The organism is Gordonia abscondita (genome assembly GCF_032711245.1).
GTDB lineage: Bacteria > Actinomycetota > Actinomycetes > Mycobacteriales > Mycobacteriaceae > Gordonia.
In genome coordinates, this window is record NZ_CP128986.1 from 335,423 (window position 1) to 357,825 (window position 22,403).

The following is a 22,403-nucleotide window of genomic DNA, read 5'->3' on the forward strand; positions in this document are numbered from 1 at the left end:
ACGACGGGGGCGTCGAGTGTCGGTGAGCACCGACCCGGCCGCTACGACGTCCGACGCGAACTGGGCTGACGCTCAGGACGGGTCGGACGTCGCTGTGCGCATCGGCGATCTCACTCTCGAATCGGGGGCGACGATCGCCGATGTCACGGTCACCTTCCAGAAATGGGGACGCCCCAACTCTGCGCGCGACAACATTGTGCTCGCGCTGCATGCGTTGACCGGTAACTCTCACGTCACCGGTCCTGCCGACGAACGGTTCTCGATGACCGGTTGGTGGGATGGTCTGGTCGGCCCCGGCGACGTAGTCGACACCGATGAATGGTGCGTCGTCGCGCCGAACGCTATTGGCGGCTGCTACGGCTCGACGGGCCCGGGATCGATTGCGCCCGACGGCAAGCCGTGGGGCTCCCGGTTCCCGACATTGACCGTCCGGGATCTGGTCCACTCCGAACAGATCGCGTTCGAGCAAGTCGGGGTCACCCGGTTCGCGGCCGTGACAGGCGGTTCCATGGGCGGCGCGCGAGCCCTGGAATGGGCCGTCACCTTCCCGGACAAGGTCGATGCCGCGTTGATTCTCGCTGTCGGCGCTCATGCGTCGGGCGACCAGATCGGCACGCAGTCGACCCAGATCGCGGCCATCAAGGGCGACGCCGATTGGCAGGACGGCGATTACTACGGCACCGACCGCGCCCCGATGGCGGGGATGGGCGTCGCACGTCGGATCGCACACCTGTCGTACCGGAGTGGTCGCGAACTGGACGAGCGGTTCGAGAACCAGCCGCAGGGCGACGAGGACCCGCTGAACGGCGGCCGCTACGCGATCGCCAGCTACCTCGAATACCAGTCGGAGAAGCTGAAGGCTCGCTTCGACCCGGGCAGTTACGTCGCGTTGTCGGAAGTGTTGAACAACCACGACGTCGGCCGCGGCCGCGGCGGCTGGAAAGCCGCACTGAACGGGTGCACCGTCCCGTCGATCATCGGCGGCATCGATTCCGACCGCTTGTACCCGATCTATCAGCAACAGCAGATCGCCGACGAACTTGTCGGTGCTGTTGGCGGACTCCGCGTGATTTCGTCGGACGCCGGTCACGACGGCTTCCTCACGGCTAAGGAGCCGATCGGCGAACTGTTGCGCGAGACGCTCGCGCTAGCCAGCGCTCAACGCGGGTAGCGCGTTCACATCCCCGGCGAGGCCACCCAGCATTCGGCGAGGCGTCCGTCGCTCACCCGCAGTATGTCGTTGCCGGATGCGTAGACGTTGTCTCCCGCACGGACTGTGCCGTGGCTGATCCAGCGGGCCGCAACGTAGCCGTCGCCGCCGAACGGCTCTACTTCGAGCGAGTATTCGAGCCCTTTGTGCGTCGCCTTCACGGCCGCGATGAGGGCCGCTAACTTACCTGGCCCCACCACGTCGGTCGTCGGCCAATGTCCGATGAAATCGTCGTCGACGAACTCTTCGGCGATCTCGGCGAGCTTCATCCGGTCTTTGGGGCCGTTCCACAGGTCGTCGATCCAACGGCGGTACAGATCCGTGTCGGTGGTTTCGCGCATACTTCACCGTGCCACAGCACCGACAACGTTGGCACTCTAAGCGTCGTGTGGGAACGGTTCGAGTGCCAACGTTGTGCGCAGCATTGGTGGACGACAGCTCAGGCCGTACCCAGCGAGTCGATGGACGACGCGAGCCACAGGACGGAGACGCCGAGCGCGGCCATGGTCGCGACGTCGAAGGGCCGACTGCGAATCTGCAACAGTCCAACGCGGGTCGTCGGGAGGAGCGCCCGGATGGTGGCAGCGACGAGCAGCGCCGCGCCGAATACGAACGCGCCGCGCCGCCAGCGGTCGAGAAGCACGAGGAGTGCGGCCACGGCGACGAGCGCGAGCACCACGTAGAACGGGATGTTCACGATGTAGCCGTGGATCCGGCGTGCTCGCCGGAGTTCGTCGACGCGGTCGTCGGTCATCAAGCGCTCGCGGCCGCCAGTTGCAGCTCGGCCCGTTCGACGACGTTCGCGAGCAGGAAGGCTCGCGTCAACGGTCCGACTCCCCCGGGGTTAGGCGAGACGGCGCCCGCGACGTCCCAGACTTCGGGGGCGACGTCGCCTTTGAGCCCGTCGTCGGTACGGGACACACCCACGTCGACGACGGCAGCGCCGGGCTTGACCATGTCTGCGGTGATGAGGTGTGCGACACCTGCCGCCGCGACGACGATGTCGGCGCGGCGGACTTCGGCTGCGAGGTCACGTGTGCCGGTGTGGCAGAGGGTGACGGTCGCGTTCTCGCTGCGACGGGTCAGCAGCAGTCCGATGGGGCGGCCGATGGTGACTCCTCGGCCGACGACGGTCACGTGCGCGCCGTTCAGCGGGATGTCGTAGCGGCGAAGGAGGTGGATGACGCCGCGCGGTGTACACGGAAGCGTCGACTCCTTACCGAGGACGAGGCGTCCCAGGTTGATCGGATGCAGACCGTCCGCATCCTTCTCGGGTGCGATCCGTTCGAGCGCCGCGTTCTCGTCAAGATGCTTCGGGAGCGGCAGTTGGACGATGTATCCGGTGCAGTTCGGGTCGGCATTAAGCTCATCGATCGTCGCATTGAGCTGCTCCTGTGTGATGTCGGCAGGCAAATCCTTGCGGATCGATGCGATGCCGACCTTCGCGCAGTCGGAGTGCTTTCCCTTCACGTAGCTCTGCGAACCCGGGTCATCGCCGACCAGCACCGTCCCCAGTCCGGGGGTGATGCCTGCCGCGCGGAGCGTGTCCACGCGCGCCTTCAGATCGATGAAGATCTCGTCTCGGGTGAGTTTGCCGTCCAGTCGAATCGCCGTCACGGTAGTCCATTGTTCCACGCCGCGGCGGAACTTCCGATCAGGCGGCTACGGTCTGCGACCGTGCGACGGCGAGGAATTCCTCGACGGTCACGTAGAAACCGGTCGCGTCGTCGATCTGGAACCAGACCGTCTGACGCGGGTCGAGGTCGGTCGTGTTGGTGTTGATTACGTTCTTCGTATACATGGTTATGCCTCCTAGGCATGGGTAAGTGGCAGCGCCGCAAAGCGTCGCTGCTGTGCAAGTGTGGGTCTTGGGCTCCGAAAGTCGGCCCGTATCTCCGCGTCGTGCGGAGCATCTCCGCTCGCTGAGCGGAGTCGAGACATCAATGAGGTTCTCGCGGTTCGCCTGCGCCTTCCGGCGCGCGATCCTAGACCCAGAGGTCCTCAGGAGATTCGCAGCAGTGCTCGCGGACCGTGAGATAGTCGACGCTGTTCGCTGCGGATATATCAGTCTCGCACAGATGTTCGTTCTGTGTCAAGGATTTTCGAGGAGCCGCTGATAGCGAGTATCGGGAGAGGCATAGACTCTCCCCGTGTTCCGGATCATGTACTACGAGCCCTGCATCCCACCCAACACCGGTAATGCGATCCGGATCGCGGCCAACACCGGGTGCGAGCTCCATCTAATCGAGCCGCTCGGCTTCACGATGACGGATACCCAGGTCAAACGCGCCGGGCTCGACTATCACGAGATGGCGAACGTGACAGTCCACCCCGACTTACCGACCGCGTGGGAGCGGCTGCAACCTGAGCGTGTGTTCGCGTTCAGCTCGCACGCCACGCGTTACCACACCGAGGTCGACTATCAGGCGGGCGACGTCCTCCTGTTCGGACCCGAGCCGACCGGGCTGCCCGACGACGTCTTGAACGACCCGCGCATCACCGACCAGTTGCGGATCCCGATGCTGCCAGACCGTCGATCGATGAATCTCGCCAACGCGACCAGCGTCGCCCTCTACGAGGCGTGGCGCCAGCACGGGTTCGACGGCGCCGTGTAGCGGAAGAACCGAGATCCCGCGTCGGCGGCGTAGCGGGCACTCGGCGTGCCTACCCCTGCAGCAGGACGTGCATCGCGATCGTGAGTCGTCGGGCTTCATGTCCGGCACGCGACCGACTATGACGTCGCCCGATCGACTCCGTTGGTGCTGCCCCGCCACCGCAACGGGGCCTCGCCGTACTCCTCCACGACGTGCGCGGCCATCCCGACGGTCCTGCCGTATTGGAACAGGACTTCGCCTGCTCGTGGCCCCAGCTCGAGTTCGCGGGCGACCACGGCACTGGCGAGGTCGACGTTCACCGGACGCCCCGCGCGCGCGGTGAGCTGGTCTGCCGCGGCGAGCGCAGGCGAATCGGGCAAGTCGTTACGGATGCGATCGAAGACGATCCGCGCACGCGGATCCGGGCCGCCGTAGACGACATGTCCGAAGCCGGGTAGGCGACCGTCGATCACCGCGTCGGCGAGCGCACGCTCGACGGGAGTGCCTGCGACGACCGCATCCACCATGTCGTACGCGGCGGCCGGCGCACCGCCGTGCAGCGGTCCAGACAGCGCCGCGTATCCGGCGAGCAACGCGTCGAACACGCCGGCCCGCGCCGACGCCGCGACCCTGGCCGCCGTCGTCGACGCGGCGAGCCCGTTATCGATCAACGTCGTCGCCAGCAAGTCCACCCACGGGTGCGCCCAGTCGATCTCGGGCACGGCCCGCGTCAGGGCCGGGAGGAGTCCGAGAACACGCGCCGATGCGTCTATCCGATCGACGCGCAGCGGATCGTGTGCGGCGATCAACGCGACGGCTAGCGGAATGCGGCGTTCCACATCGACTGCGGCGATCACCGCGTCATCGACCGTCGGCACCTGGCGCGGCCCGTCGACAGCGAGCACGAAACGGGCAGCCGCGGCGAAGTCCATCGCCGCACATACTTCGGCGACGTCGCGTCCCCGCAGGTAGAGACGGTCGTCGTGGATAGCGGACACTCGCGTCGCCACCGCGCGGAAACGGAGCAGGCGATCGCCCGCACGGCGGCCGTCATGCTTGGCGGCCGCCAGCGAGTCGATCTGTGTGCGGTCGAACAGCGACTCGGACTGGCCGGGCTGTCGCCTAGACACCAACACTCCCCGACTCACGTACGAATAGAGCGTGCCGCGTTTGACGCCGAGCCGCGCCGCGGCCTCCGACGTGGTGATCCATTGGTCCACGCGGTTGATTCAATCAACATTGCAGACATTGATCAATAGCGTGATGATCGAGCGATGAGCACACCGATCAGCGTTCCCCGCGGCCTGAAGAACGTCATCGTCACTGACACTGAGATCGGCGACGTCCGAGGGGAAGAGGGCTTCTTCCACTACCGCGAATACGATGCGACCGAGTTGGCGCGGTCGTCGACCTTCACCGACGTCTGGCATCTGATGGTGTTCGGAGCGCTCCCCTCACCGGCGCAGTCGGCCGAGTTCGCTCGCCGTGTCGGCGCGCTCCGAGTGGTCGACGGCGCCACCGTCGACCTGCTGCGCACGGTGGTGACGGGCGACGTCGAACCGCTCGCCGCACTGCGTGTCGCGCTCGCCGCACTCGGCGTCGGTGACCGGCCACTGTTCGACATGGACGAGACCGAACGTGTCGACGCCGCTCTACGCGCGGCATCCGTCGTTCCGACGGTTCTCGCTGCGGCCCACCGGATCTCGCGCGGACTCGAAGTTCTCGACGCCGATCCTGACGCAGATCACGTCACCGACTATCTGCGGATGTCGACGGGTTCGACAGATGCCGAGTCGGCGGACTCCCTGCGCACATACCTGGTCACCACGATCGACCACGGTTTCAACGCGTCGACGTTCGCGGGCCGGGTGGTCGCATCCACCGGGTCGGATATGACGTCGTCAGTGCTCGGCGCGCTCGGCGCGTTCCTTGGCCCGCTGCACGGCGGAGCCCCGAGTCGGGCGCTCGCCGCTCTGGACGAGATCGGCGACCCGTCGAACACTCGTGACTGGGTGCGGGACCGGATCGAACGCGGCGAAGTCATCATGGGCTTCGGGCACGCCGTCTACCGGACCCGTGATCCGCGCGCCGAACTCCTCAAATCTGTTGTGCGGCAGCGCTACGACTCTCCGCTGGTCCAGCAGGCGATGGCTGTGGAAGCCGAGATCGAGGCCGCGATCAACGAATTGAAGCCGGGGCGACGGTTGTACGCGAACGTCGAATTCTATGCAGGTGTCCTGATGCACGAAGTGGGTCTTCCGCCCGAGATGTTCACGCCGACATTCGCCACCGCGCGCGTCGTCGGATGGACGGCCAACATCCTCGAGCAGGCTGCCGAAGGCAAGATCATCCGCCCGATCGCCCGCTACGTCGGCCCCGAACCGCGTCGCTGACGGCGAGATCCCGACTCCGCGCGATCAACACCAGTCCCTCGACTTCGTCCCGACTTTCAGATCGAGCTTGCTCAGCCGGTCGGCGACGACAGTCACCGCCCCCTCCGCATTCTGCACTTTGCCGCGGATCAGCAAGGCGGACGCGGTCTGGGCGAGCGCCCGGTATCGCGACCAGAGGCCGACCGAACAAACGACGTTGACCATGCCGGTCTCGTCTTCGAGGTTCACGAAGGTCACGCCGGACGCGGTGGCTGGCCGTTGCCGGTGGGTCACCGCTCCCCCGACGAGCACCCTGGTGCCGTCGGGCACCGCGAGCAGCCCGTCGGCCCGCGTCACCCCCATTGCGTCCAACCGGGGTCGCAAGTATTGGGTCGGGTAGGCACGCGGTGACACTCCCGTCGAAATCGCATCCACCGCAGTCAATTCCACCTCCGACATGCCGGGCAGCGTCGGCGCTTCGCGAGGCGAGGTCACGTCGAGTTGATCGTCGCGCAGCCCCGCCGCGGCACCGGCCTCCCACAAGGCGGCACGCCGATCCAGGCCGAAGCATTCGAAGGCGCCCGCCGTCGCCAACGACTCCAACTGCGGAAGCGTCAACTCGGTGCGACGAGACAAGTCGGCGACCGACATGAACGGACCAGACTCGCGCACGTCGACGATGCGCTGCGCCGCATCGCCGGACAGTCCGCGGACCGCGCCCAACCCGATCCGCACGTCGAGCCCGTCGTTCTCCAGCCACGCGTACGAGCGCGACGCGTTCACATCCGGTCGGTGCACCCGGACACCGTGGCGTCGCGCATCGGCGACCAGACTTTGCGGCGAGTAGAACCCCATCGGTTGCGCCCGCAGCAGCGCCGCACAGAACGCCGCCGGATGGTGCAGCTTGAACCACGACGAATAGAAGACGATCGACGCGAAACTCTGCGAATGGCTTTCCGGGAAACCGAAATTGGCGAACGCGGCCATCTTCTCGTAGATACGGTCGGCTACCGCACCCTCGATTCCGTGCGTCTGCCGCATCCCGTCGTAGAAGCGTCTGCGCAACCGTTCCATGCGTTCCGGTGACCGTTTGGACCCCATCGCGCGCCGCAACTGGTCCGCTTCGGCCGCGTCGAACCCGGCGACGTCGACCGCCACCTGCATCATCTGCTCCTGGAACAACGGGATACCGAGCGTCCGATCCAGCGACTTGTGCATCGACGGATGGTCGACGTTCACCGGCTCCTTGCCGTCACGGCGGCGGATGTACGGATGTACCGATCCGCCCTGGATAGGGCCCGGTCTGATGAGTGCGACTTCGACGACGAGGTCGTAGAAGTTCCGCGGTTTCAGTCGCGGCAGTGTCGCCATCTGGGCGCGCGACTCCACTTGGAACACGCCGACCGAGTCGGCGCGGCACAGCATGTCGTAGACGGCTTCCTCGGTGAGGTCGAGTTTTGCGAGGTCGACGTCGACACCCTTGTGGTCACGGACGAGGTCGATCGCGTAGTGCAGCGCCGACAGCATGCCAAGACCCAGCAGATCGAATTTGACGAGGCCGACGGCGGCGCAGTCGTCCTTGTCCCATTGCAAGACGCTGCGGCCGGGCATCCGCGCCCACTCGGTGGGACACACGTCGGCGATCGGCCGGTCGCAGATCACCATCCCACCCGAGTGGATTCCGAGATGTCTTGGCATGGAAGAGATCTGGGATGCAAGGTCGCGAACGTCTTCGGGTGCTGAGTCGGGGATTTTGCTCCACGCGTCCTGCTGGCCGGGCGCATAGCCGAGAGCACGCGCCATATCGCGGACGGCGGACCGACCCCGATAGGTGATGACGTTGGCGACCTGGGCACTGTGCGAGCGCCCGTGCCGCGAGTACACGTACTGGATCACCTCCTCGCGCCGATCCGACTCGATGTCGACATCGATGTCGGGCGGACCGTCGCGCTCGGGCGAAAGGAACCGCTCGAACAACAGGTGGTTGCCGACCGGGTCGACATTGGTGATGCCGAGCGCGAAACAGACCGCCGAGTTGGCCGAACTCCCCCGCCCCTGGCACAGGATGTCGTGGCTCTTGCAGAACGAGACGATGTCGTGGACCACCAGGAAGTAGCCGGGGAACGTCAGCGTCTCGATGATCGCGAGTTCGTGGTCGATCTGCCGGTACGCGTCCGGCCGTTCGGCGCGCGTCCCATACCTGCGCAGCGCGCCCTCCTCGGTGAGATGCCGCAGCCAAGTGGCTTCAGTGTGGCCGTCGGGGACGTCGAACGGCGGCAGATTCGGGGCGATCAGGCCGAGAGAGAACGCACAGTCGGAGGCCACCTGCACGGCATTGTCTATGGCGTCGAGATGCGCGGGCAGCAGGCGAGCCATCTCGTCGCCGCTACGCAGATGCGCTCCACCGACGCCCGGCAGCCAGCCGTCGATCGTCGTGATGTCGGTGCGGGCTCGGACGGCGGCCACCGCGGTCGCCAGCTTCCGGTTCGACGGCCCTGCGAAGTGGGCGCCCGTCGTCGCGACCGTCGGCAGCCGCATTTCGGCGGCGAGGCCGGCGAGGATCGCGTTGCGTTCGTCGTCGTCGGAGACCCCGGAGGCAGTCAGCTCCACCGCTACGTTCGACGCTCCGAATCTGTCGACGAGATCGCCGAGTGCATCCCGTGCGCCGACCCGTCCGGCGCGGGCCAGACCTCGTCGGACCGCGCCTTTGCGGCAGCCGGTGAGGATCTGCCAGTGCCCGTCCGACGCGGCGGCGGTGATCGCGTCGACGTCGTACCGGAGGAGCCCCTTCTCGCCGCCCGTCATGTGTGCGTCGGCGATGACGCGCGACAGTCGGCGGTAGCCTTCGTCACCGCGCGCGAGGATCAGAAGATGGTCGCCGGGCGGGTCGACGGCTCCGGCGCGCGGCGCGTCGCGCTGCAACGACAGTTCGGCGCCGAACACTGTCGGCATGCCGAATTCGCGTGCGGCTTCGGCGAATCGGACGACACCGTAGAAGCCGTCGTGGTCGGTCAACGCCAGCGCCGTCAAGCCAAGACGTTGGGATTCTTCGACCATCGCCTCCGGCATGGACGCGCCGTCGAGGAAGCTGTACGAACTGTGCGCGTGCAGTTCGGCGTAGGGCACGGTCGATGTGCCGTACGTGATGTCGGCGGCCACGTACTCGCCGCGTTTGCGCGACCATGCGGGTGAGTCCCCGCCGTCGCCGGGAACTGACCCGTTGAATGTGGGCGGAAAGGTCTCGCCGCGCCGGTCGCCCGCTCCCGGGGACCGCCCCGACAGCACTCTCTCCATCTCCGACCAGGTCGGCGGACCGTTACTCCAACCCATCGCACTATTATAGAACGTATGTTCGATGCATGGTCGATTGCCCGCCAGAACGACCGACAAATGCAGTGCTGACCTCAGATTCCCCGTCCAGAGCCAGCATCGTCCACTGAGGGCATGCCCGCCTTGAGCGGGGAATCTGAGGTCACGGCGTCTCCTCTACTCCGCAGGCCACCCCGACGGATACTCCGCAGCCACCGCGTCGAACCGCTGGTAGAGCTGTTTGCGACCACGCGCTGACAGTCGGTCGCCGAAGACGGTGCCGTTGATGTGGTCGGTCTCGTGCTGCAGACAACGACCGAAGGTGCCGCCGCCGGCCAGGGTCACGAGGTCGCCGTACTGGTCGTACCCGCGGCACGTCGCGACATCCGGTCGCGCCAACTCGACGAATGCACCGGGCAGCGACAAGCATCCCTCGTCGTGCGACACGAGGCGACGCTCCCTAACCTCCGGCAGGTCGCACTCGGGGTTGCAGACCACGCCGGTCCGCCTGCGTCCGGTCTCGTCAGTGCAGTCGTAGATGAAGACGGCAAGGTCGACGCCGATCTGCGCGGCGGCCAGGCCCGCGCCGTCTGCCGCCTGGTTGGTCGCGAACATGTCTGCCAGGAGTTCCTGAAGGTCGTCGCCGTAGTCGGTGACCGGGCGTGCGGGTCGGTGCAGGACTTCCTCGCCCCAGCGGACGATCGTGCGGGCGGTTCCGAGACGAAGCAGCTCAGCGACAGGCATGCGTTCACAGTTCACCGGGTGCCACCGGCAGTCAAGAACGCGCCTCGCCAGGCCGCTTCGTTCCTCCGCACGAGACACAAGTGTGAGAACCTGTTCCAGTGACCGGATACCTCGTGACAGGCGCAAGCGGCTTCATCGGCCGGCGCGTCCTGCAGCGACTGCTCGCCGCAGACTTCGACGCCCGCATCACTGCGGTGGTTCGGTCGAGTTCTGTGCCGTCCTTCGCGACACTGCTCGAATCGATCGACGGCGGCGATCGCGTGATCACGGTGACGGGCGACCTCACTGAGGACGGACTGGGTCTCCGTGACGTCAGCGGGCTCGGCGACGTCGACCACGTCGTCCACCTGGCGGCGATCTACGACATGGCGGCCGACGCCGCGTCGCAGGAGGCGGCGAACACTGAGGGCACCCGCCGGGTCGCGACGTTGGCCGCCGATCTCGATGCCATGCTGCATCACGTGTCGTCGATCGCGGTGTCCGGCGACTACGACGGTGTCTTCACCGAAGCCGACTTCGATAAAGGCCAGGGGTTCCCCACCCCGTACCACCGGACCAAGTTCGAAGCCGAGCAGATCGTCCGCGAAACTCCGGGCCTGCGGTGGCGCGTCTACCGTCCGACAGCGGTCGTCGGCGATTCGCAGACCGGTGAAATGGACAAGGTCGACGGCCCATACTACTTCTTCGGGCAGCTCGCGACGCTCGGCAGACTGCCGTCGTTCCTGAAAGTGCCGATGCCCGATTTGGGGCGGATCGAACTGGTGCCGGTCGACTATGTCGCCGACGCGATCGTCGCACTCGTCGACCATCGCCCCGCCGATTCGGGCCTCGTGTTCCATCTGGCCGATCCGACGCCCCACTCGATCACCGACATGGTGAACGCGTTGGCTCCTGCGTTCGACGCGCCGCGCGGATTCGACGTGGTGCCCAACGCGCTGGTCCGCCCGGTGCTCGCCGCTGGATCGCGCGGACCACTGCGCGCCGCCCGCGACATCGTCGTCACCCAGTTCGGCATCCCACCCGCCATGGCCGATCTCGTCTCCCTGCCCGTCGACTTCCGCAGCGACGAGTCAGTGGCGACACTGCGCGGCCTAGGTGTCGAACTGCCTGATCTCCGCGAGTACGGGCCGCGCCTGTGGCGCTACTGGTACGACCGCCTCGATCCGGCGCGGCATCGTCGCGCAGACGCCCGTGGACCGCTAGTCGGCAAGAACGTGCTGATCACCGGCGCGTCGGCGGGAATCGGCCGGGCGACGGCTCGTATGTGCGTTACGCGCGGAGCGAACGTCTTCCTGGTGGCCCGTGATACTGACCGGCTCGCCGAAGCCGTCGCCGAATTGGAAGCCGAGACCCCGGCTGCCGGTCTCCCGTTGGGTCGGGCGTACGCCTACCAGGCCGATATCACCGACGAGTCGTCCGTACAGACTGTGGTGAAGTCGATCATCGCCGAACACGACCACGTCGATGTGCTTGTCAACAATGCTGGCCGCTCGATCCGCCGTTCGACGTTGAACTCGGTGGACCGTTCGCACGACTATCAGCGGACGATGGCCGTCAACTATTTCGGGGCCGTCTACATGACGCTCGCACTGTTGCCCCACATGACTGCACGTCAGACCGGGCATGTGGTGAACGTGTCGTCGATCGCGGTGCAGAGCCGCGGCCCGCGGTTCGGCGCCTACGGTGCGTCGAAGGCGGCACTCGAAGCGTTCAGTGCGGCGACTGCGGCCGAGACTTTGTCCGACCATGTCACGTTCAGTACTGTCCGACTCCCGTTGACGCGGACCCGGATGATCGCGCCGACCGACGCCTACCAGTCCCAGCACGGTGTCTGGAGTGTCGACAAGGCCGCCGCCCGCGTCCTTCACGCGATCGCCGACCGGCCGAAACGTGTCAACACGTTCCTCGGCGATCTCGTCGATGCCGGCCACCACCTCTTCCCGCGCCTGACCAACCGGATCATGCATCAGGAGTTCCTGATGGTCGGCGAATCTGAGGCCGCGTTGAAGCAGAAGAGCTAGCCCTCTTCGCTGGTCGGGTGAAGGCGCGCCCCTACTCGTAGACTCCTTCCACCGTCCACGACTGTTCCCGGTAACAGAGCAGCAGTGCGCGGGAATCTTCAAGCAGCACTTGGGCTCTCGCGGAGACGGCGGGCGGCTGGGCGGACGAGCCGAATGGCCATGGACCAGCCCACCACCGTAGTCGGTGGAGGCTGCGGCCGATCCGGACATCGGTGGGTTCGGCGGTGAATGCGCCGCGGGGAGTCACGGCGACGATCCGCCCCTGCGCGTCGAGGACTTCAGCGTCGGTGTGCGAGAGCAGTGCGGGCGACGGGCGAGCCAGCCGGTCGGGCCACGCCGCGTCCGGGTCGCGCGGGGCGACAAGTTCGTCGCCGAGTGCCACCAGCGAGACCTGTTCGGCCGGGCCGCGTCCGCCGCTGCGTACCGGGACGCGCACGGATTCCCCGCCGAGCAGCCCCTGCACTCGGACCAGTGCGCGTCGTGCACGATCACCGAGCCCGTCACCGACAGCGGCGGGCAGGCCAGCACCGACGAACGTGTACTGGAGGGTCCCCGGATCGACCACCTCGACTGGTTCGAGCAGCAGTCGCGCGATCGGCGAGTCCGGTGCACCCGCACCGCCCGCTGTTCCGGTCAGCCAGCCTTCCAACTGCCATCGCACACGAGCGGCCGTCGCCTCCGGAGTAAGCGGTTCGGCACACCGCCATGTTCTCGAATGCTGCTGTCCGCGTTCGGTGATCGCGTGCACCGTCAACCGAGTGCACGCCAGTGACGCCGCCGTCAGACGACGGTGCAGGTCGTCGGCGAGGCGTCGACCGAGGAACGCGGCCGCGTCGATCCGGTCGATCGGCGGATCGCAGTCGTGCGCCACCTCCAGCGAGGCCGGGATCGGCGCGCGGCTGGGGCGTCGTCCGGGGCGTCCGGCCGCCAACCGGTGCGCTTTGATGGCGTCGGCGGTGAAACGGGACGCCACGTCGGCCGCAGACAGCTCGGCGAACGCGCCGAGAGTCCGAATACCCAACCGCCACAATAAGTCCACCAGGTCGGCCCGCTCAGGCACCGACAGTGCCGCTTCGACGGTCAGATCCGAGATCGGCCGTGTCGCCAGGTAGGCGGCGTCCGTCCCGGACGGCACCGTCTGCCCCGACCGCGCGGCGAGGACCGCAGTGAACAGTTCGTCGGCGGTCCCGACCGACGCGGTGACACCGGTCGCCGCGACCGCGTCGACGATCTGTTCGGCGAGCGCGTCCTCACCGCCGAAGTAGCGGGCTGCCCGGTCGGCGGTCACCACGAGCAGACCGGGCCGCAGCACCTCGGTCAGCGGGACCACCTGCGTCACCGCTGTCACCACCGGATCGAACAACCGCCCGTCCCTCGCCGGATCGGCGTCTGCCACCACCACATCCGGGCACAGCGACTGCGCTTGCCGTTTCCGCATGCCGCGTCGGATGCCTGCCGCTCGTGCCGCCCGTGAACACGCCTGCACCTTGCCCGCATGCAAGACGGCGATCGGGTCGACGGCGGTGAGCCCGACTGCCGACGCTGCCGCGACCGCCGGCCAGTCGGGACACCAGACGGCCATGACTCGAAACCTCTCACCCACATCGGCCCCGTTCAATTCGCTACCGCCAGCTTCGGACGTGCTGGTGCGCGAACGTCGACGTCGACCGCCACCAACTGCAGAGTTCCCTGTTCGTCACCCATCCCCGGTGTCACGAGGTCGAATCGTCCGGTCGACGGTCGTGCGCCCGACGCGGACACCTGCACGTCCACCCCGAACCCGCCGATGCGCCCGTACCCGCTACGTCGGGCGGGGACGTGCCGATAGTCGGTCACCTCACTGGAGATGCGGACCGCGGCGCCCGGCCAGTCCCCCAGGACCAGCAACGTCGACGACTGTTTACGGGCCCGTCCCGCCAATACGCGCGCTCGCGACGGCGCGACTGGGCCGCGCATCCGCCCGTGCCCCAACTCAGGGCCGAGTACCACCAGGTCGATCCCGTCGAGCAGCACTCCGGCCACTTCGAGTGGGTCGATGCCGGGCTCGGTGACCACCGCGACCCGGCTCAAGTCGGCTCCCAGGTCCATGGCCGCCGCCAGATTCAGCCGCGGCAGACCCACGAGTGCGACCGTCGCTCCGGCCCGGGTCGTCTCGGCGATGATCGTCATCGGCACGGTGGTGGCTCCGGCGGAGGCGACGACCGTCCCCCGCGAGAGACCGCCACGCGGGAACAGCGGCGTCATCGCGTCCGGAACCGGCAGCACCGAGGTCTCCGAGACGACGTCCCCCGACATGCCCGCCAGCCTGCGTCGAAGCTCCTCGACCTCCCCGGAGACATCCCGTTGATCTGCCCGTTGACCTGCACTGACAGTCTCTGACCGAGCCATCGTCTCCCCAATCCTCGGCATTCGAACTCTTGTTCGATAGTCTAGGACTCACCTCTGACAATCGTCAACGCCGCAGCTCACCGACACCGGCCATCATCGACTGCCAGCCACATCCGCTACAGTCTGCACAATGCAGCCGTCCCGCCTGTTCCCGTTCGCGACGATCGTGGCCGCCGCGACCGCCATCGCACTCACCGCACTCCCCTGGACGACGTTGAAGAGCCTCGGCCTCGATCTGTCGTGGAACGGGTTCGGTATGGGCGATTCCGAGGTCGCCGATCTCGGCGTAGGCCCCGCCGGTCGCGGCTGGCTAGTCGTGGCGGCAGCCGTCGTCGCGATGCTCGCGGCGCTGATCTCGCTGATGCCCGCGCCGTCGGCCCGCCCGCTGTCGCGGCTGGCGAACGCGATCGGAGCCGTCGTCTGCATCCTCGGCGCTGCCGTTCCGGTGGCGGTGATGATCTGGCCCGGCTGGTACTTCGGCGATCTCCCCGAACAACTCGGGGCACCCGACCTCGCCGAGTTCGCCGCCCCCAGCAAGGCGATTCTCATACCTCTCACGCTGGTCATGCTGTTGACGGCAGCACTCTGCGGCTACTCGTCGCGCCCCGGGACCGAGTGAGCTCTGCGCCATCGCAGCCGAGGTCGCTCGACCTCGTCCAACGGAACAGGCCGGGTCGGTGACGACGCTCTGACCTGTGCGGTGATCACCGCGGCGATCGACCCCGACGCGAGCAGCGCCGCCAGCACCAGCACCTGAAAACGTCCGGCCTCCATCGGCGACAGTCCGCCGAAGATCGCGCCGACGAAAGCGCCCGGCAGTGTGACGAGCCCAGTCGTCTTCGCCTGATCGATGGACGGGACGAGCGCGCTGTGCACCGCCTGCCGGGCCATCGACACCGACGCCTGACGAGGGGTCGCACCGAGCGCCAGCCACGCCTCCACCTCGTCCCACCGGTCGATCAACGCCTCGTTGAGCCGACGCCCGGTAAGCGTGGCGATGTTCATGGTGTTGCCGATGACGATCGCCGACAGTGCGAGCAAGTATCGCGCCGACGGGTCGAGCGCACCGGACGCGAAGACCACCGCGAGCGCGGCCGTCGCACCCGCGGCCACCGACAGGGCGACGAACCCCGCCGTCCGCCCCCATGCTCCGGGTGTCCCGAGCCGCGAGGTGGCCGTGCCGACGGCCACGGCGAACATGACCGACACCGCAAGCACCACGAGCCACGGGTGCGTGATCAACCCGGCCAGCGCCACACTCACCACCGCGAGCTGGATCATTCCCCGTGCGATCGCCGTCGCCGCCGACCACTGATGGGGGACGCCGTACCAGCGCAGAACACCGACCGCCACCGCCGCGAGCACGACGACGGCGATGATCGTGGCGACGAGGTCGTGGGTGGACACGCCCTCGATCCAACCACTCCCCGACCTTGGGATCCCGCGCGGAGTGCCGGGCGAGACCACGGCGAGGCGAGGTCAGAACAGGGTGAGGACTTCGGGCTCGGCGACACAGCCCGGCCTCGGCTTCGGCGTCTCGTCCGCTGGTCCAGGCTCCGGCCTGGCAAGTCCGTGCGCCCGGACCAGCGGCGTCATCCGCTCGCGCAGGCGTACGGCGTAGTCGGCGGGTACGAACGATCCCCGTCCGTACAACGACCGGTAGCGCCGCAGTAGCGCGGGATGCTCGTGCGCCAACCAGTCCAAGTAGTCGCCATCGTCGTCCAACTGCAGCACCGACACGGAGACGCGTGCGGCACCCGCGTCGGCCAGCGCGCCGAGCAGATCGTCGAGCTGCGACGACGAGTCGGTCAGGCACGGCAGCAGCGGTGCGATCTGCACATGCGGCTCCAGCCCCGCGTCAGCGAGACGTCGAACTGCCTGGACGCGGGCGGACGGCAACGCACCGTCGGGGTCGGCGCGCCGACACAGTTCGTCGTCGAGCGACGGGACCGTCAGCACGATAGTCGTCGGAACTGCGTGCCGGACCACACGCAGCAACGACACATCGCGGGTGATCAGATCCGAGCCGGTGTACAGCGTGAACGGGGTGGTCGCCTCGGCCAGCGCGGAGATCACCCCGGGCATCAACCGATAGCGCTCCTCGAGCGCGCCGTACGGGTCCGCACCGGAGAAGCCGACCGCGACCGTCGACCGGCGCCACGTGCGGCGCCGGAGTTCGCGGCGCAGAACTGCCGCAGCGTTCATCCGCACACTCATGTCACGCTCGTCGCCCGTCATGGTCTCGATCGCGTAGTCGTACGGGTGGGCGCGCTCACCCGTCACCGATCGCAGCATGGTGGACGCCAGCACCTCGTGCACCGCCAGGCGCGGAAACTCCGGCAACCTGAGGGTTCGCTCGTGGTCGGCGGCGACCAGTCCCGGCAACCCACTCATGCCATCTATCCGAACACATGTGCGAACGATGGTCAAGTGACCTGCCGGATCAGCCGTGGGGCTCGGCGGTAGCCCGAGGCCACAGCACCGTACGAACTGACAGAGGCCACCGCTACCATGACTGCATGACCGGATCGGCCGCGCCTGCACCCTCGTATCTCGTCGCAGGCCGCTATCGCCTGGTCCGCCAGATCGGCCAGGGAGGTATGGGCGCAGTCTGGCTCGCCCGCGACACGCTGCTCGATCGCGACGTCGCCGTGAAACAGGTGCTGTCGACGGCGGGAATGTCCGACGAGGAGTCGCTCACCAACCGTCAGCGCGCGATGCGCGAGGGCCGACTCGCTGCGCGCTTATCGCACCGCAACGCGATCGGTATGCACGACGTCGCCCTCGACGGCGAGGATCCGTGGCTTGTCATGGAGTATCTGCCGTCGCACAGTGTGGCCGACGTCCTGCGAGACAACAAGACGATCCCGACGATCGAGGCCGCGCAGATCGCCGCACAGGTCGCCGACGCGATCACCGAAGCACACGCGTCGGGCATCATCCACCGCGATATCAAACCCGCGAACATCCTGATCGCGAACACCGGCCGCAACGTGGGGCTGGTGAAGATCACCGACTTCGGGATCTCGCGCGCCAAGGACGACGTGTCGCTCACTCAGACCGGCATCGTCACCGGCACACCGGCCTATTTCGCGCCCGAGGTGGCTCGCGGCGACGAGCCGGGCGAGGCCGCGGATGTCTATTCGCTGGGCGCAACGCTGTACACGATGGTCGAGGGCGGACCCCCGTACGGCGACAGCGACAACTACATCGCGACCCTGCACCGCGCGGCGAACGCGCAGATCAATCCGCCGACGCGTGCGGGCGCCTTGGAGCCGGTGCTACTGCAGTTGCTCGAACCGTCGCCTGCTGCGCGTCCGACGATGTCGGAGGCTCGTGATCTGCTGGTCCAGTACGCGGCGGGAACCCTCGGCACCACGGAGAAGGTGCTGACCGGACTCATCACGACCAAGCCGCAGCGGTCGGCGCCTGCCCGCGAGACGATCATCCCGACATCGACGCCCGGTGCACGCTCGTTCCAGAACCAGACGCCGCAGCCGAACCCGATGTCCGACCCGAACGCGCACCCGCCGACTCGCGTCGCACCGACGGCTAGCGGTTACGCCCCACGCACCACCCCGGAACCCATGCCGTACCCGTCGAATCCGTCGAACCCGTATCCGGTGCAGTCGAGTTACCCGTCCGGCCACGGGAGCTATCCGCCCTACTACCAGCAGTCTCCGCAGCAGAGCAGCAACGCCGGTCTCGCCGCCGCGATCTTCGCGCTGCTGGTGCTGTTGACGGTGATCATCGCCGTCATCATTGTGCTCACGGTGTAGGCGCTCACCCCAACTGCCGGTTGACCGCCCATCGAGTCAACGCGTTCCGGTTCGACTGTTGGGTCTTGCGGAGGACGTTGGACGCGTGAGTTTCGACGGTCTTCACGGAGATGAAAAGTTCTTCGGCGATCTCGCGGTAGGTGTAGCCGCGGGCGAGGAGTCGCAGTACTTCGAGTTCACGTTTGGTGAGGGAGTCGAGTTCGGGATCCAGGTGCGGTTCGGGTACCGCGGATCGTCCGGTGAACGAGTCGAGGACGAAGCCGGCCAGTCGCGGACTGAACACGGCGTCGCCCTCGGCGACGCGCCGCACGGCGTCGGCGAGTTCTGCGCCGTTGATGGTCTTGGTGACGTAGCCGCGCGCACCGGCCCGGATGGTGGCGATGACGTCGGTCGCCGCGTCCGACACTGATAACGCCAGGAATACGGGGGCTTCGGAGCCGAGGGCATCGGTCACGCCGCGCAGGACCGCGACGCCTCCCCCACCGGGCATGTGTACGTCGAGCAGTACGACGTCGGGTCGGGTCGCGGTGATCTGTGCGATCGCTTCGGGGACGGTTCCGGCGTCGCCGACTACCTCGAGGCCCGTTTCACCGGCGAGTTCGGCTCGCACCCCGGAACGGAACACTCCGTGGTCGTCGACGAGGAACAGTCGGTACAGGCTCATGCGATCTCCTGATCGTTCTCGGGGCGAGGTTTGTCGACGGCCGGGTCGACGGCGGTCGGGTCGACGGCGGTCGGGTCGGCGGCGGTCGGGTCGGCGGCGATGTGGTCGGCGGTACGCGGCAGGGTGAGGGCGACGTTGGTGCCGCGTCCCGGCGTCGAGGTGACGCCGGCCGTCCCGCCTGCGCGTTCCATGCGGGCTCGGATCGATCGGCTGATGCCCTGCCGGTCGGGGTCGACGGCGTCCAGGTCGAAGCCGATGCCGCGGTCGCGTATGAATACTTCCACTTCGCTGTCGGCCACTTCGCAGTACACGTCGATGGTGTCGGCGCCGGAGTGTTTGGCGGCGTTGACGAGTGCTTCGCGGGCGGCGGCGACGAGTGCACCCCAGTCGCGTGCGCGTGCCGGGTCGCGGAGTTCGTCGGCGGTCACGTCGCCGACGGTCACGGTCTCGACTTCGGGACCGTATGTGTCTTCTACTTCGGCTGCGACGACGCTGATCGCGGCGGCGAGCGATTCGTTGGGTCGGGCGTTGTCGCCGAACAGCCATTGCCGCAGTTCGCGTTCCTGTCGGCGGGCCAGTTTGGCGACGGTGTCGGGTCGGTCGGCCTGCTTCTGGATCAGGGCGAGCGTCTGCAGTACCGAGTCGTGCAGGTGGGAGGCGATCTCTTCGCGTTCGTCGGTGCGGATGCGTGCTGCGCGTTCTTCGTTGAGGGCGCGCAGCATCTTCATCCAGATGGGGACGGTGAGCAGGACACTGCCGACAACGGTGACGAGGACGGCCACCAGGATCGGATTCATGCCCGCGAGCGGGGTGTCGGGCGAGACGACCATGAGGACGAGGCCGCCGATCACGAATAGCGCCCCGAACACGAGGCGCACCCAGGTGATGAGTCGTGACTGCGCTGTCGAGATCCCGGTGACGTCGGCTTCGCGCCAGACGAGCGCGGCGCCGCCGAGGACGAACAGGATGGCGAGCATCGATTGGGCTGGCGCGCTGGTGGCGACCATGCCGTTGGCGGCGAGGGCGATCACGCCGATCACGATGAGGCCGTAGGCCTGCCGTCGTTCGCGTGGTTCGACGTGGGTCGTGTCGTCGCCTGATGGGCAGAAGAACCACAGGAGTGCGTAGGCGAGGACGCCCGCGCCTGCGAGTGCGGCGAGGACGACGAAGACGACGCGGACCCGGAACACGTCGACGCCGAGGTGGTCGGCAACACCGCCGCACACCCCGGCGACCACCTTGCCGCCGCTGCGTCGCTGCAGCCGCGGTTCGGCTCCGGTGCGTATCTCTGACTTCATTGATTCGATAGTGGCACGTTCGGGCGGGTTCGCACATCAGGGACGATCTCAGGGTTTAGCCCGATTCACTCCGCACGGGTCCCGCGACAAGATGAATGGCATGAACGCTTCGACTATTCAGAGCATGTGGAACACCCGGCCGGTACGCCGTCGTTCCGGCAACACCATCGCCGGTGTGTGCGTCGGGATCGGTGACCGGTACCGGGTGGATCCCACACTGGTGAAAGTCGCTTTCGTGGTGGCGGCCCTGTTCGGCGGCAGCGGCGTCATCGTCTACATCGCAGCCGCGATCGCTTTTCCCGCCGACGACGAGCGGAACCCGCACCAGTCCTCTGGCGATCCGATGCAGAACCGGCATGTCCGGTGGTTGCGGCACCGAACCTCGAATGGCAATCTTCGGTGGATTCCGTTGGCCGTGTTGGCGGTGATCGCGGTGTCGATCATCGGGATGCAGAACTTCTGGGGGTCGAGCGGTCTGCTGGGCGGACTGTTGATGGCCGCCGGCTGGTGGCTGTTGTATCAGCGGACCCCGCAGGCCCCTGCCGGAACGTCGGCGGATCAGTTGGTGGACGCGCAGGTCGCCGGGCAGGTGACGGTCCCGTCGTTCGGCGGCGTCTCGATGACGAAGTCCGAGGCGCCTGCCGGTGGGGTCCCCACGGTCCCGCTGGAACGGTCCTCGGACGAGCCGCCGAGTTGGGATCCGTTGGGGGTAGCCAAGTTCGCGTGGGATCTTCCGGAGCCGACGGTTCCCGCCGAGCCGCCTGCCCCGCGTGTGCCGCGGTCGCCGGTGACGCCGATCTTCCTCGGGCTGGCGGTGATCACGTGTGCTGCCGGTGCGGCCTTGAACGCCGCAGGCGTCGACTGGTTCTCGCCGGGCCGGATCGCGTCGCTCGTCCTCGCGGTGTTCGGTGTCGGTCTGATCGCTGCGTCGTTCCAACGACGTCGCGGCGGTTCGGGGTTGGTGCCGCTCGCCGCGGTCGCCGCGGTGGTCGCGATCATCGGGACCGGCTTGTCGGGCGTCGGCGACGCGTTCCCGAACGGCGGCGTGGGCGATCGGACGTGGCATCCGCCGACGGCCAACGATCTGCGTGACGAATACCAACTGACGGTCGGCTCGTCGACGCTCGATCTGCGCGACGTCGGCGATCTGGACCGGGACCGGACGATCGATGTCCGTCAGGGTGTCGGCGAGGTCAAGATCCTCCTGCCGAACGACCTCCGGGTCCGCACGAACTGTTCGGTCGGTGTCGGCGAAGTGAACTGCATCGACGGGGTCGTGAACCCCGACGCGAAGACCCCGACTTTGACGATCGACGCGCACACGGCGCTGGGAAATGTGGAGACAGTCCGATGACCGAGCAGCAGACCACCGAAGCTCCCGAAGGCCGCCGCAACCCCTTTCTCGCGGTTCTCGGCGTCCTCGCTCTCCTCGTCGCGGGTTGGGGTCTGGCCGGCGGCCCCGACGTCACGAACTCGGGCACCATCCCTTGGACCATCCTCGTCGTAGGTCTCGTCGTGGGGCTCGGCCTCGTGATGAGTGGTATTCGGCGGAGATAGTCGGTTCGCTGGTCGGGCGGAGTCGCTCCCCCGGAATTGTCACCAGGCGCGGCTACGCTCCGACGCATGGTCGACGTGGACAAATGGCGGTTCTGGCAGTTCTTCAACAAGGACGACGAGCTCGAATGGATCGGCGTGATGCGCACCAAGGCGCACGCTCGGATCGACCGCCAGAAGATCTGGACGTTGCTTCCCGGGCAGCGCCGTCTGATCGCCAACTGGTTCATCTCGCTCGATCATCAACTCGACGAGAGCGAACGACGTTGGCACCACGACTCGATCGACGGTTGGGACTTCTGCGACGCGGCGATCATCGTCCCCGAGCCGTCGAAGGACGGCGTCGAGCGTCTCTCCCGACCGGAAGCAGTCCTCACGTTCGATCAGATCGACGACATCGCGCTGATGAAGATCACCGGGAAACGGGATTACGACCGGATTGTCAGTGAGCGCGGAAAGTAGCTTCTCGA

General features: G+C 67.2%; 22 protein-coding genes. 9 read left to right on the forward strand and 13 right to left on the reverse strand.

Annotated features, from left to right (window positions below):
* The first annotated feature begins 16 nt into the window (after positions 1-16).
* Complete coding sequence (gene metX / locus MP11Mi_RS01510) at positions 17-1,171, forward strand: homoserine O-acetyltransferase MetX (RefSeq protein ID WP_420040562.1); 1,155 nt, start codon at positions 17-19, stop codon at positions 1,169-1,171.
* A gap of 5 nt (positions 1,172-1,176) precedes the next feature.
* On the opposite strand, the gene MP11Mi_RS01515 is transcribed toward metX, so the two are convergent.
* From MP11Mi_RS01515 to MP11Mi_RS01530, 4 genes are all read right to left on the reverse strand, one after another.
* Positions 1,177-1,551 (reverse strand): nuclear transport factor 2 family protein, encoded by a 375-nt coding sequence (locus MP11Mi_RS01515; protein ID WP_420040563.1) that lies wholly within the window; start codon positions 1,549-1,551, stop codon positions 1,177-1,179.
* A 98-nt stretch (positions 1,552-1,649) separates the two neighbouring features.
* Positions 1,650-1,964 (reverse strand): DUF3017 domain-containing protein, encoded by a 315-nt coding sequence (locus MP11Mi_RS01520; protein WP_420040564.1) that lies wholly within the window; start codon positions 1,962-1,964, stop codon positions 1,650-1,652.
* On the reverse strand, positions 1,964-2,827 hold the full coding sequence (locus MP11Mi_RS01525; RefSeq protein WP_420040565.1) for a bifunctional methylenetetrahydrofolate dehydrogenase/methenyltetrahydrofolate cyclohydrolase: 864 nt from the start codon (positions 2,825-2,827) through the stop codon (positions 1,964-1,966). The genes MP11Mi_RS01520 and MP11Mi_RS01525 overlap by 1 nt, the downstream gene beginning before the upstream one ends.
* A gap of 37 nt (positions 2,828-2,864) precedes the next feature.
* Positions 2,865-3,011, reverse strand: a complete 147-nt coding sequence (locus MP11Mi_RS01530) for a hypothetical protein (RefSeq protein ID WP_420040566.1) — start codon at positions 3,009-3,011, stop codon at positions 2,865-2,867.
* Between the two features lie 349 nt (positions 3,012-3,360).
* On the opposite strand from MP11Mi_RS01530, the gene MP11Mi_RS01535 reads away from it, so the two are divergent.
* Complete coding sequence (locus MP11Mi_RS01535) at positions 3,361-3,825, forward strand: tRNA (cytidine(34)-2'-O)-methyltransferase (protein WP_420040567.1); 465 nt, start codon at positions 3,361-3,363, stop codon at positions 3,823-3,825.
* A 116-nt stretch (positions 3,826-3,941) separates the two neighbouring features.
* On the opposite strand, the gene MP11Mi_RS01540 is transcribed toward MP11Mi_RS01535, so the two are convergent.
* Complete coding sequence (locus MP11Mi_RS01540) at positions 3,942-5,024, reverse strand: citrate synthase (protein WP_420040568.1); 1,083 nt, start codon at positions 5,022-5,024, stop codon at positions 3,942-3,944.
* A gap of 54 nt (positions 5,025-5,078) precedes the next feature.
* Between MP11Mi_RS01540 and MP11Mi_RS01545 the strand changes: the two genes are divergently transcribed.
* Positions 5,079-6,197 carry a citrate/2-methylcitrate synthase gene (locus MP11Mi_RS01545; RefSeq protein ID WP_420040569.1) on the forward strand — a complete coding sequence of 373 codons (1,119 nt, stop codon included), beginning with the start codon at positions 5,079-5,081 and terminating at the stop codon, positions 6,195-6,197.
* Between the two features lie 24 nt (positions 6,198-6,221).
* Here the strand turns inward: MP11Mi_RS01545 and MP11Mi_RS01550 are convergent, their stop codons facing one another.
* Positions 6,222-9,506 carry an error-prone DNA polymerase gene (locus tag MP11Mi_RS01550; RefSeq protein WP_420040570.1) on the reverse strand — a complete coding sequence of 1,095 codons (3,285 nt, stop codon included), beginning with the start codon at positions 9,504-9,506 and terminating at the stop codon, positions 6,222-6,224.
* A gap of 156 nt (positions 9,507-9,662) precedes the next feature.
* Positions 9,663-10,229, reverse strand: coding sequence for a peptide deformylase (def, locus tag MP11Mi_RS01555; RefSeq protein WP_420040571.1), 567 nt, complete (start codon positions 10,227-10,229; stop codon positions 9,663-9,665).
* Between the two features lie 98 nt (positions 10,230-10,327).
* Here def and MP11Mi_RS01560 point away from each other — a divergent pair, with 98 nt between their 5' ends.
* On the forward strand, positions 10,328-12,250 hold the full coding sequence (locus tag MP11Mi_RS01560; protein ID WP_420040572.1) for an SDR family oxidoreductase: 1,923 nt from the start codon (positions 10,328-10,330) through the stop codon (positions 12,248-12,250).
* Positions 12,251-12,281: 31 nt separating this feature from the next.
* On the opposite strand, the gene MP11Mi_RS01565 is transcribed toward MP11Mi_RS01560, so the two are convergent.
* Both MP11Mi_RS01565 and MP11Mi_RS01570 read right to left on the reverse strand, forming a co-directional pair.
* Positions 12,282-13,832, reverse strand: a complete 1,551-nt coding sequence (locus MP11Mi_RS01565; protein ID WP_420040573.1) for a DNA polymerase Y family protein — start codon at positions 13,830-13,832, stop codon at positions 12,282-12,284.
* 32 nt (positions 13,833-13,864) lie between these two features.
* Positions 13,865-14,638, reverse strand: coding sequence for a P-loop NTPase family protein (locus MP11Mi_RS01570; protein ID WP_420040574.1), 774 nt, complete (start codon positions 14,636-14,638; stop codon positions 13,865-13,867).
* Between the two features lie 130 nt (positions 14,639-14,768).
* On the opposite strand from MP11Mi_RS01570, the gene MP11Mi_RS01575 reads away from it, so the two are divergent.
* On the forward strand, positions 14,769-15,257 hold the full coding sequence (locus MP11Mi_RS01575; protein WP_420040575.1) for a hypothetical protein: 489 nt from the start codon (positions 14,769-14,771) through the stop codon (positions 15,255-15,257).
* Here the strand turns inward: MP11Mi_RS01575 and MP11Mi_RS01580 are convergent.
* Entirely contained in the window at positions 15,230-16,045 is an 816-nt protein-coding gene (locus tag MP11Mi_RS01580) for an ABC transporter permease (protein WP_420040576.1), read from the reverse strand. The genes MP11Mi_RS01575 and MP11Mi_RS01580 overlap by 28 nt on opposite strands.
* Positions 16,046-16,117: 72 nt before the next feature.
* Positions 16,118-17,032, reverse strand: coding sequence for a radical SAM family protein (locus MP11Mi_RS01585; RefSeq protein WP_420040577.1), 915 nt, complete (start codon positions 17,030-17,032; stop codon positions 16,118-16,120).
* Positions 17,033-17,157: 125 nt separating this feature from the next.
* On the opposite strand from MP11Mi_RS01585, the gene MP11Mi_RS01590 reads away from it, so the two are divergent.
* Positions 17,158-18,417, forward strand: a complete 1,260-nt coding sequence (locus tag MP11Mi_RS01590; RefSeq protein WP_420040578.1) for a serine/threonine-protein kinase — start codon at positions 17,158-17,160, stop codon at positions 18,415-18,417.
* Between the two features lie 4 nt (positions 18,418-18,421).
* Here the strand turns inward: MP11Mi_RS01590 and MP11Mi_RS01595 are convergent, their stop codons facing one another.
* Together MP11Mi_RS01595 and MP11Mi_RS01600 are read right to left on the reverse strand one after the other, a co-directional pair.
* On the reverse strand, positions 18,422-19,081 hold the full coding sequence (locus MP11Mi_RS01595; protein ID WP_420040579.1) for a response regulator transcription factor: 660 nt from the start codon (positions 19,079-19,081) through the stop codon (positions 18,422-18,424).
* Positions 19,078-20,379 carry a PspC domain-containing protein gene (locus MP11Mi_RS01600; RefSeq protein WP_420040580.1) on the reverse strand — a complete coding sequence of 434 codons (1,302 nt, stop codon included), beginning with the start codon at positions 20,377-20,379 and terminating at the stop codon, positions 19,078-19,080. The genes MP11Mi_RS01595 and MP11Mi_RS01600 overlap by 4 nt, the downstream gene beginning before the upstream one ends.
* 100 nt (positions 20,380-20,479) lie before the next feature.
* Here MP11Mi_RS01600 and MP11Mi_RS01605 point away from each other — a divergent pair, with 100 nt between their 5' ends.
* The 3 genes from MP11Mi_RS01605 to MP11Mi_RS01615 all read left to right on the forward strand — a co-directional run bounded on the left by MP11Mi_RS01605 (position 20,480) and on the right by MP11Mi_RS01615 (position 22,395).
* Positions 20,480-21,733, forward strand: coding sequence for a PspC domain-containing protein (locus MP11Mi_RS01605; RefSeq protein WP_420040581.1), 1,254 nt, complete (start codon positions 20,480-20,482; stop codon positions 21,731-21,733).
* Positions 21,730-21,936, forward strand: coding sequence for a hypothetical protein (locus MP11Mi_RS01610; RefSeq protein ID WP_420040582.1), 207 nt, complete (start codon positions 21,730-21,732; stop codon positions 21,934-21,936). Before MP11Mi_RS01605 ends, MP11Mi_RS01610 begins: the two co-directional genes overlap by 4 nt.
* A 66-nt stretch (positions 21,937-22,002) precedes the next feature.
* Positions 22,003-22,395, forward strand: a complete 393-nt coding sequence (locus MP11Mi_RS01615) for a hypothetical protein (protein ID WP_420040583.1) — start codon at positions 22,003-22,005, stop codon at positions 22,393-22,395.
* Positions 22,396-22,403: the final 8 nt, after the last annotated feature.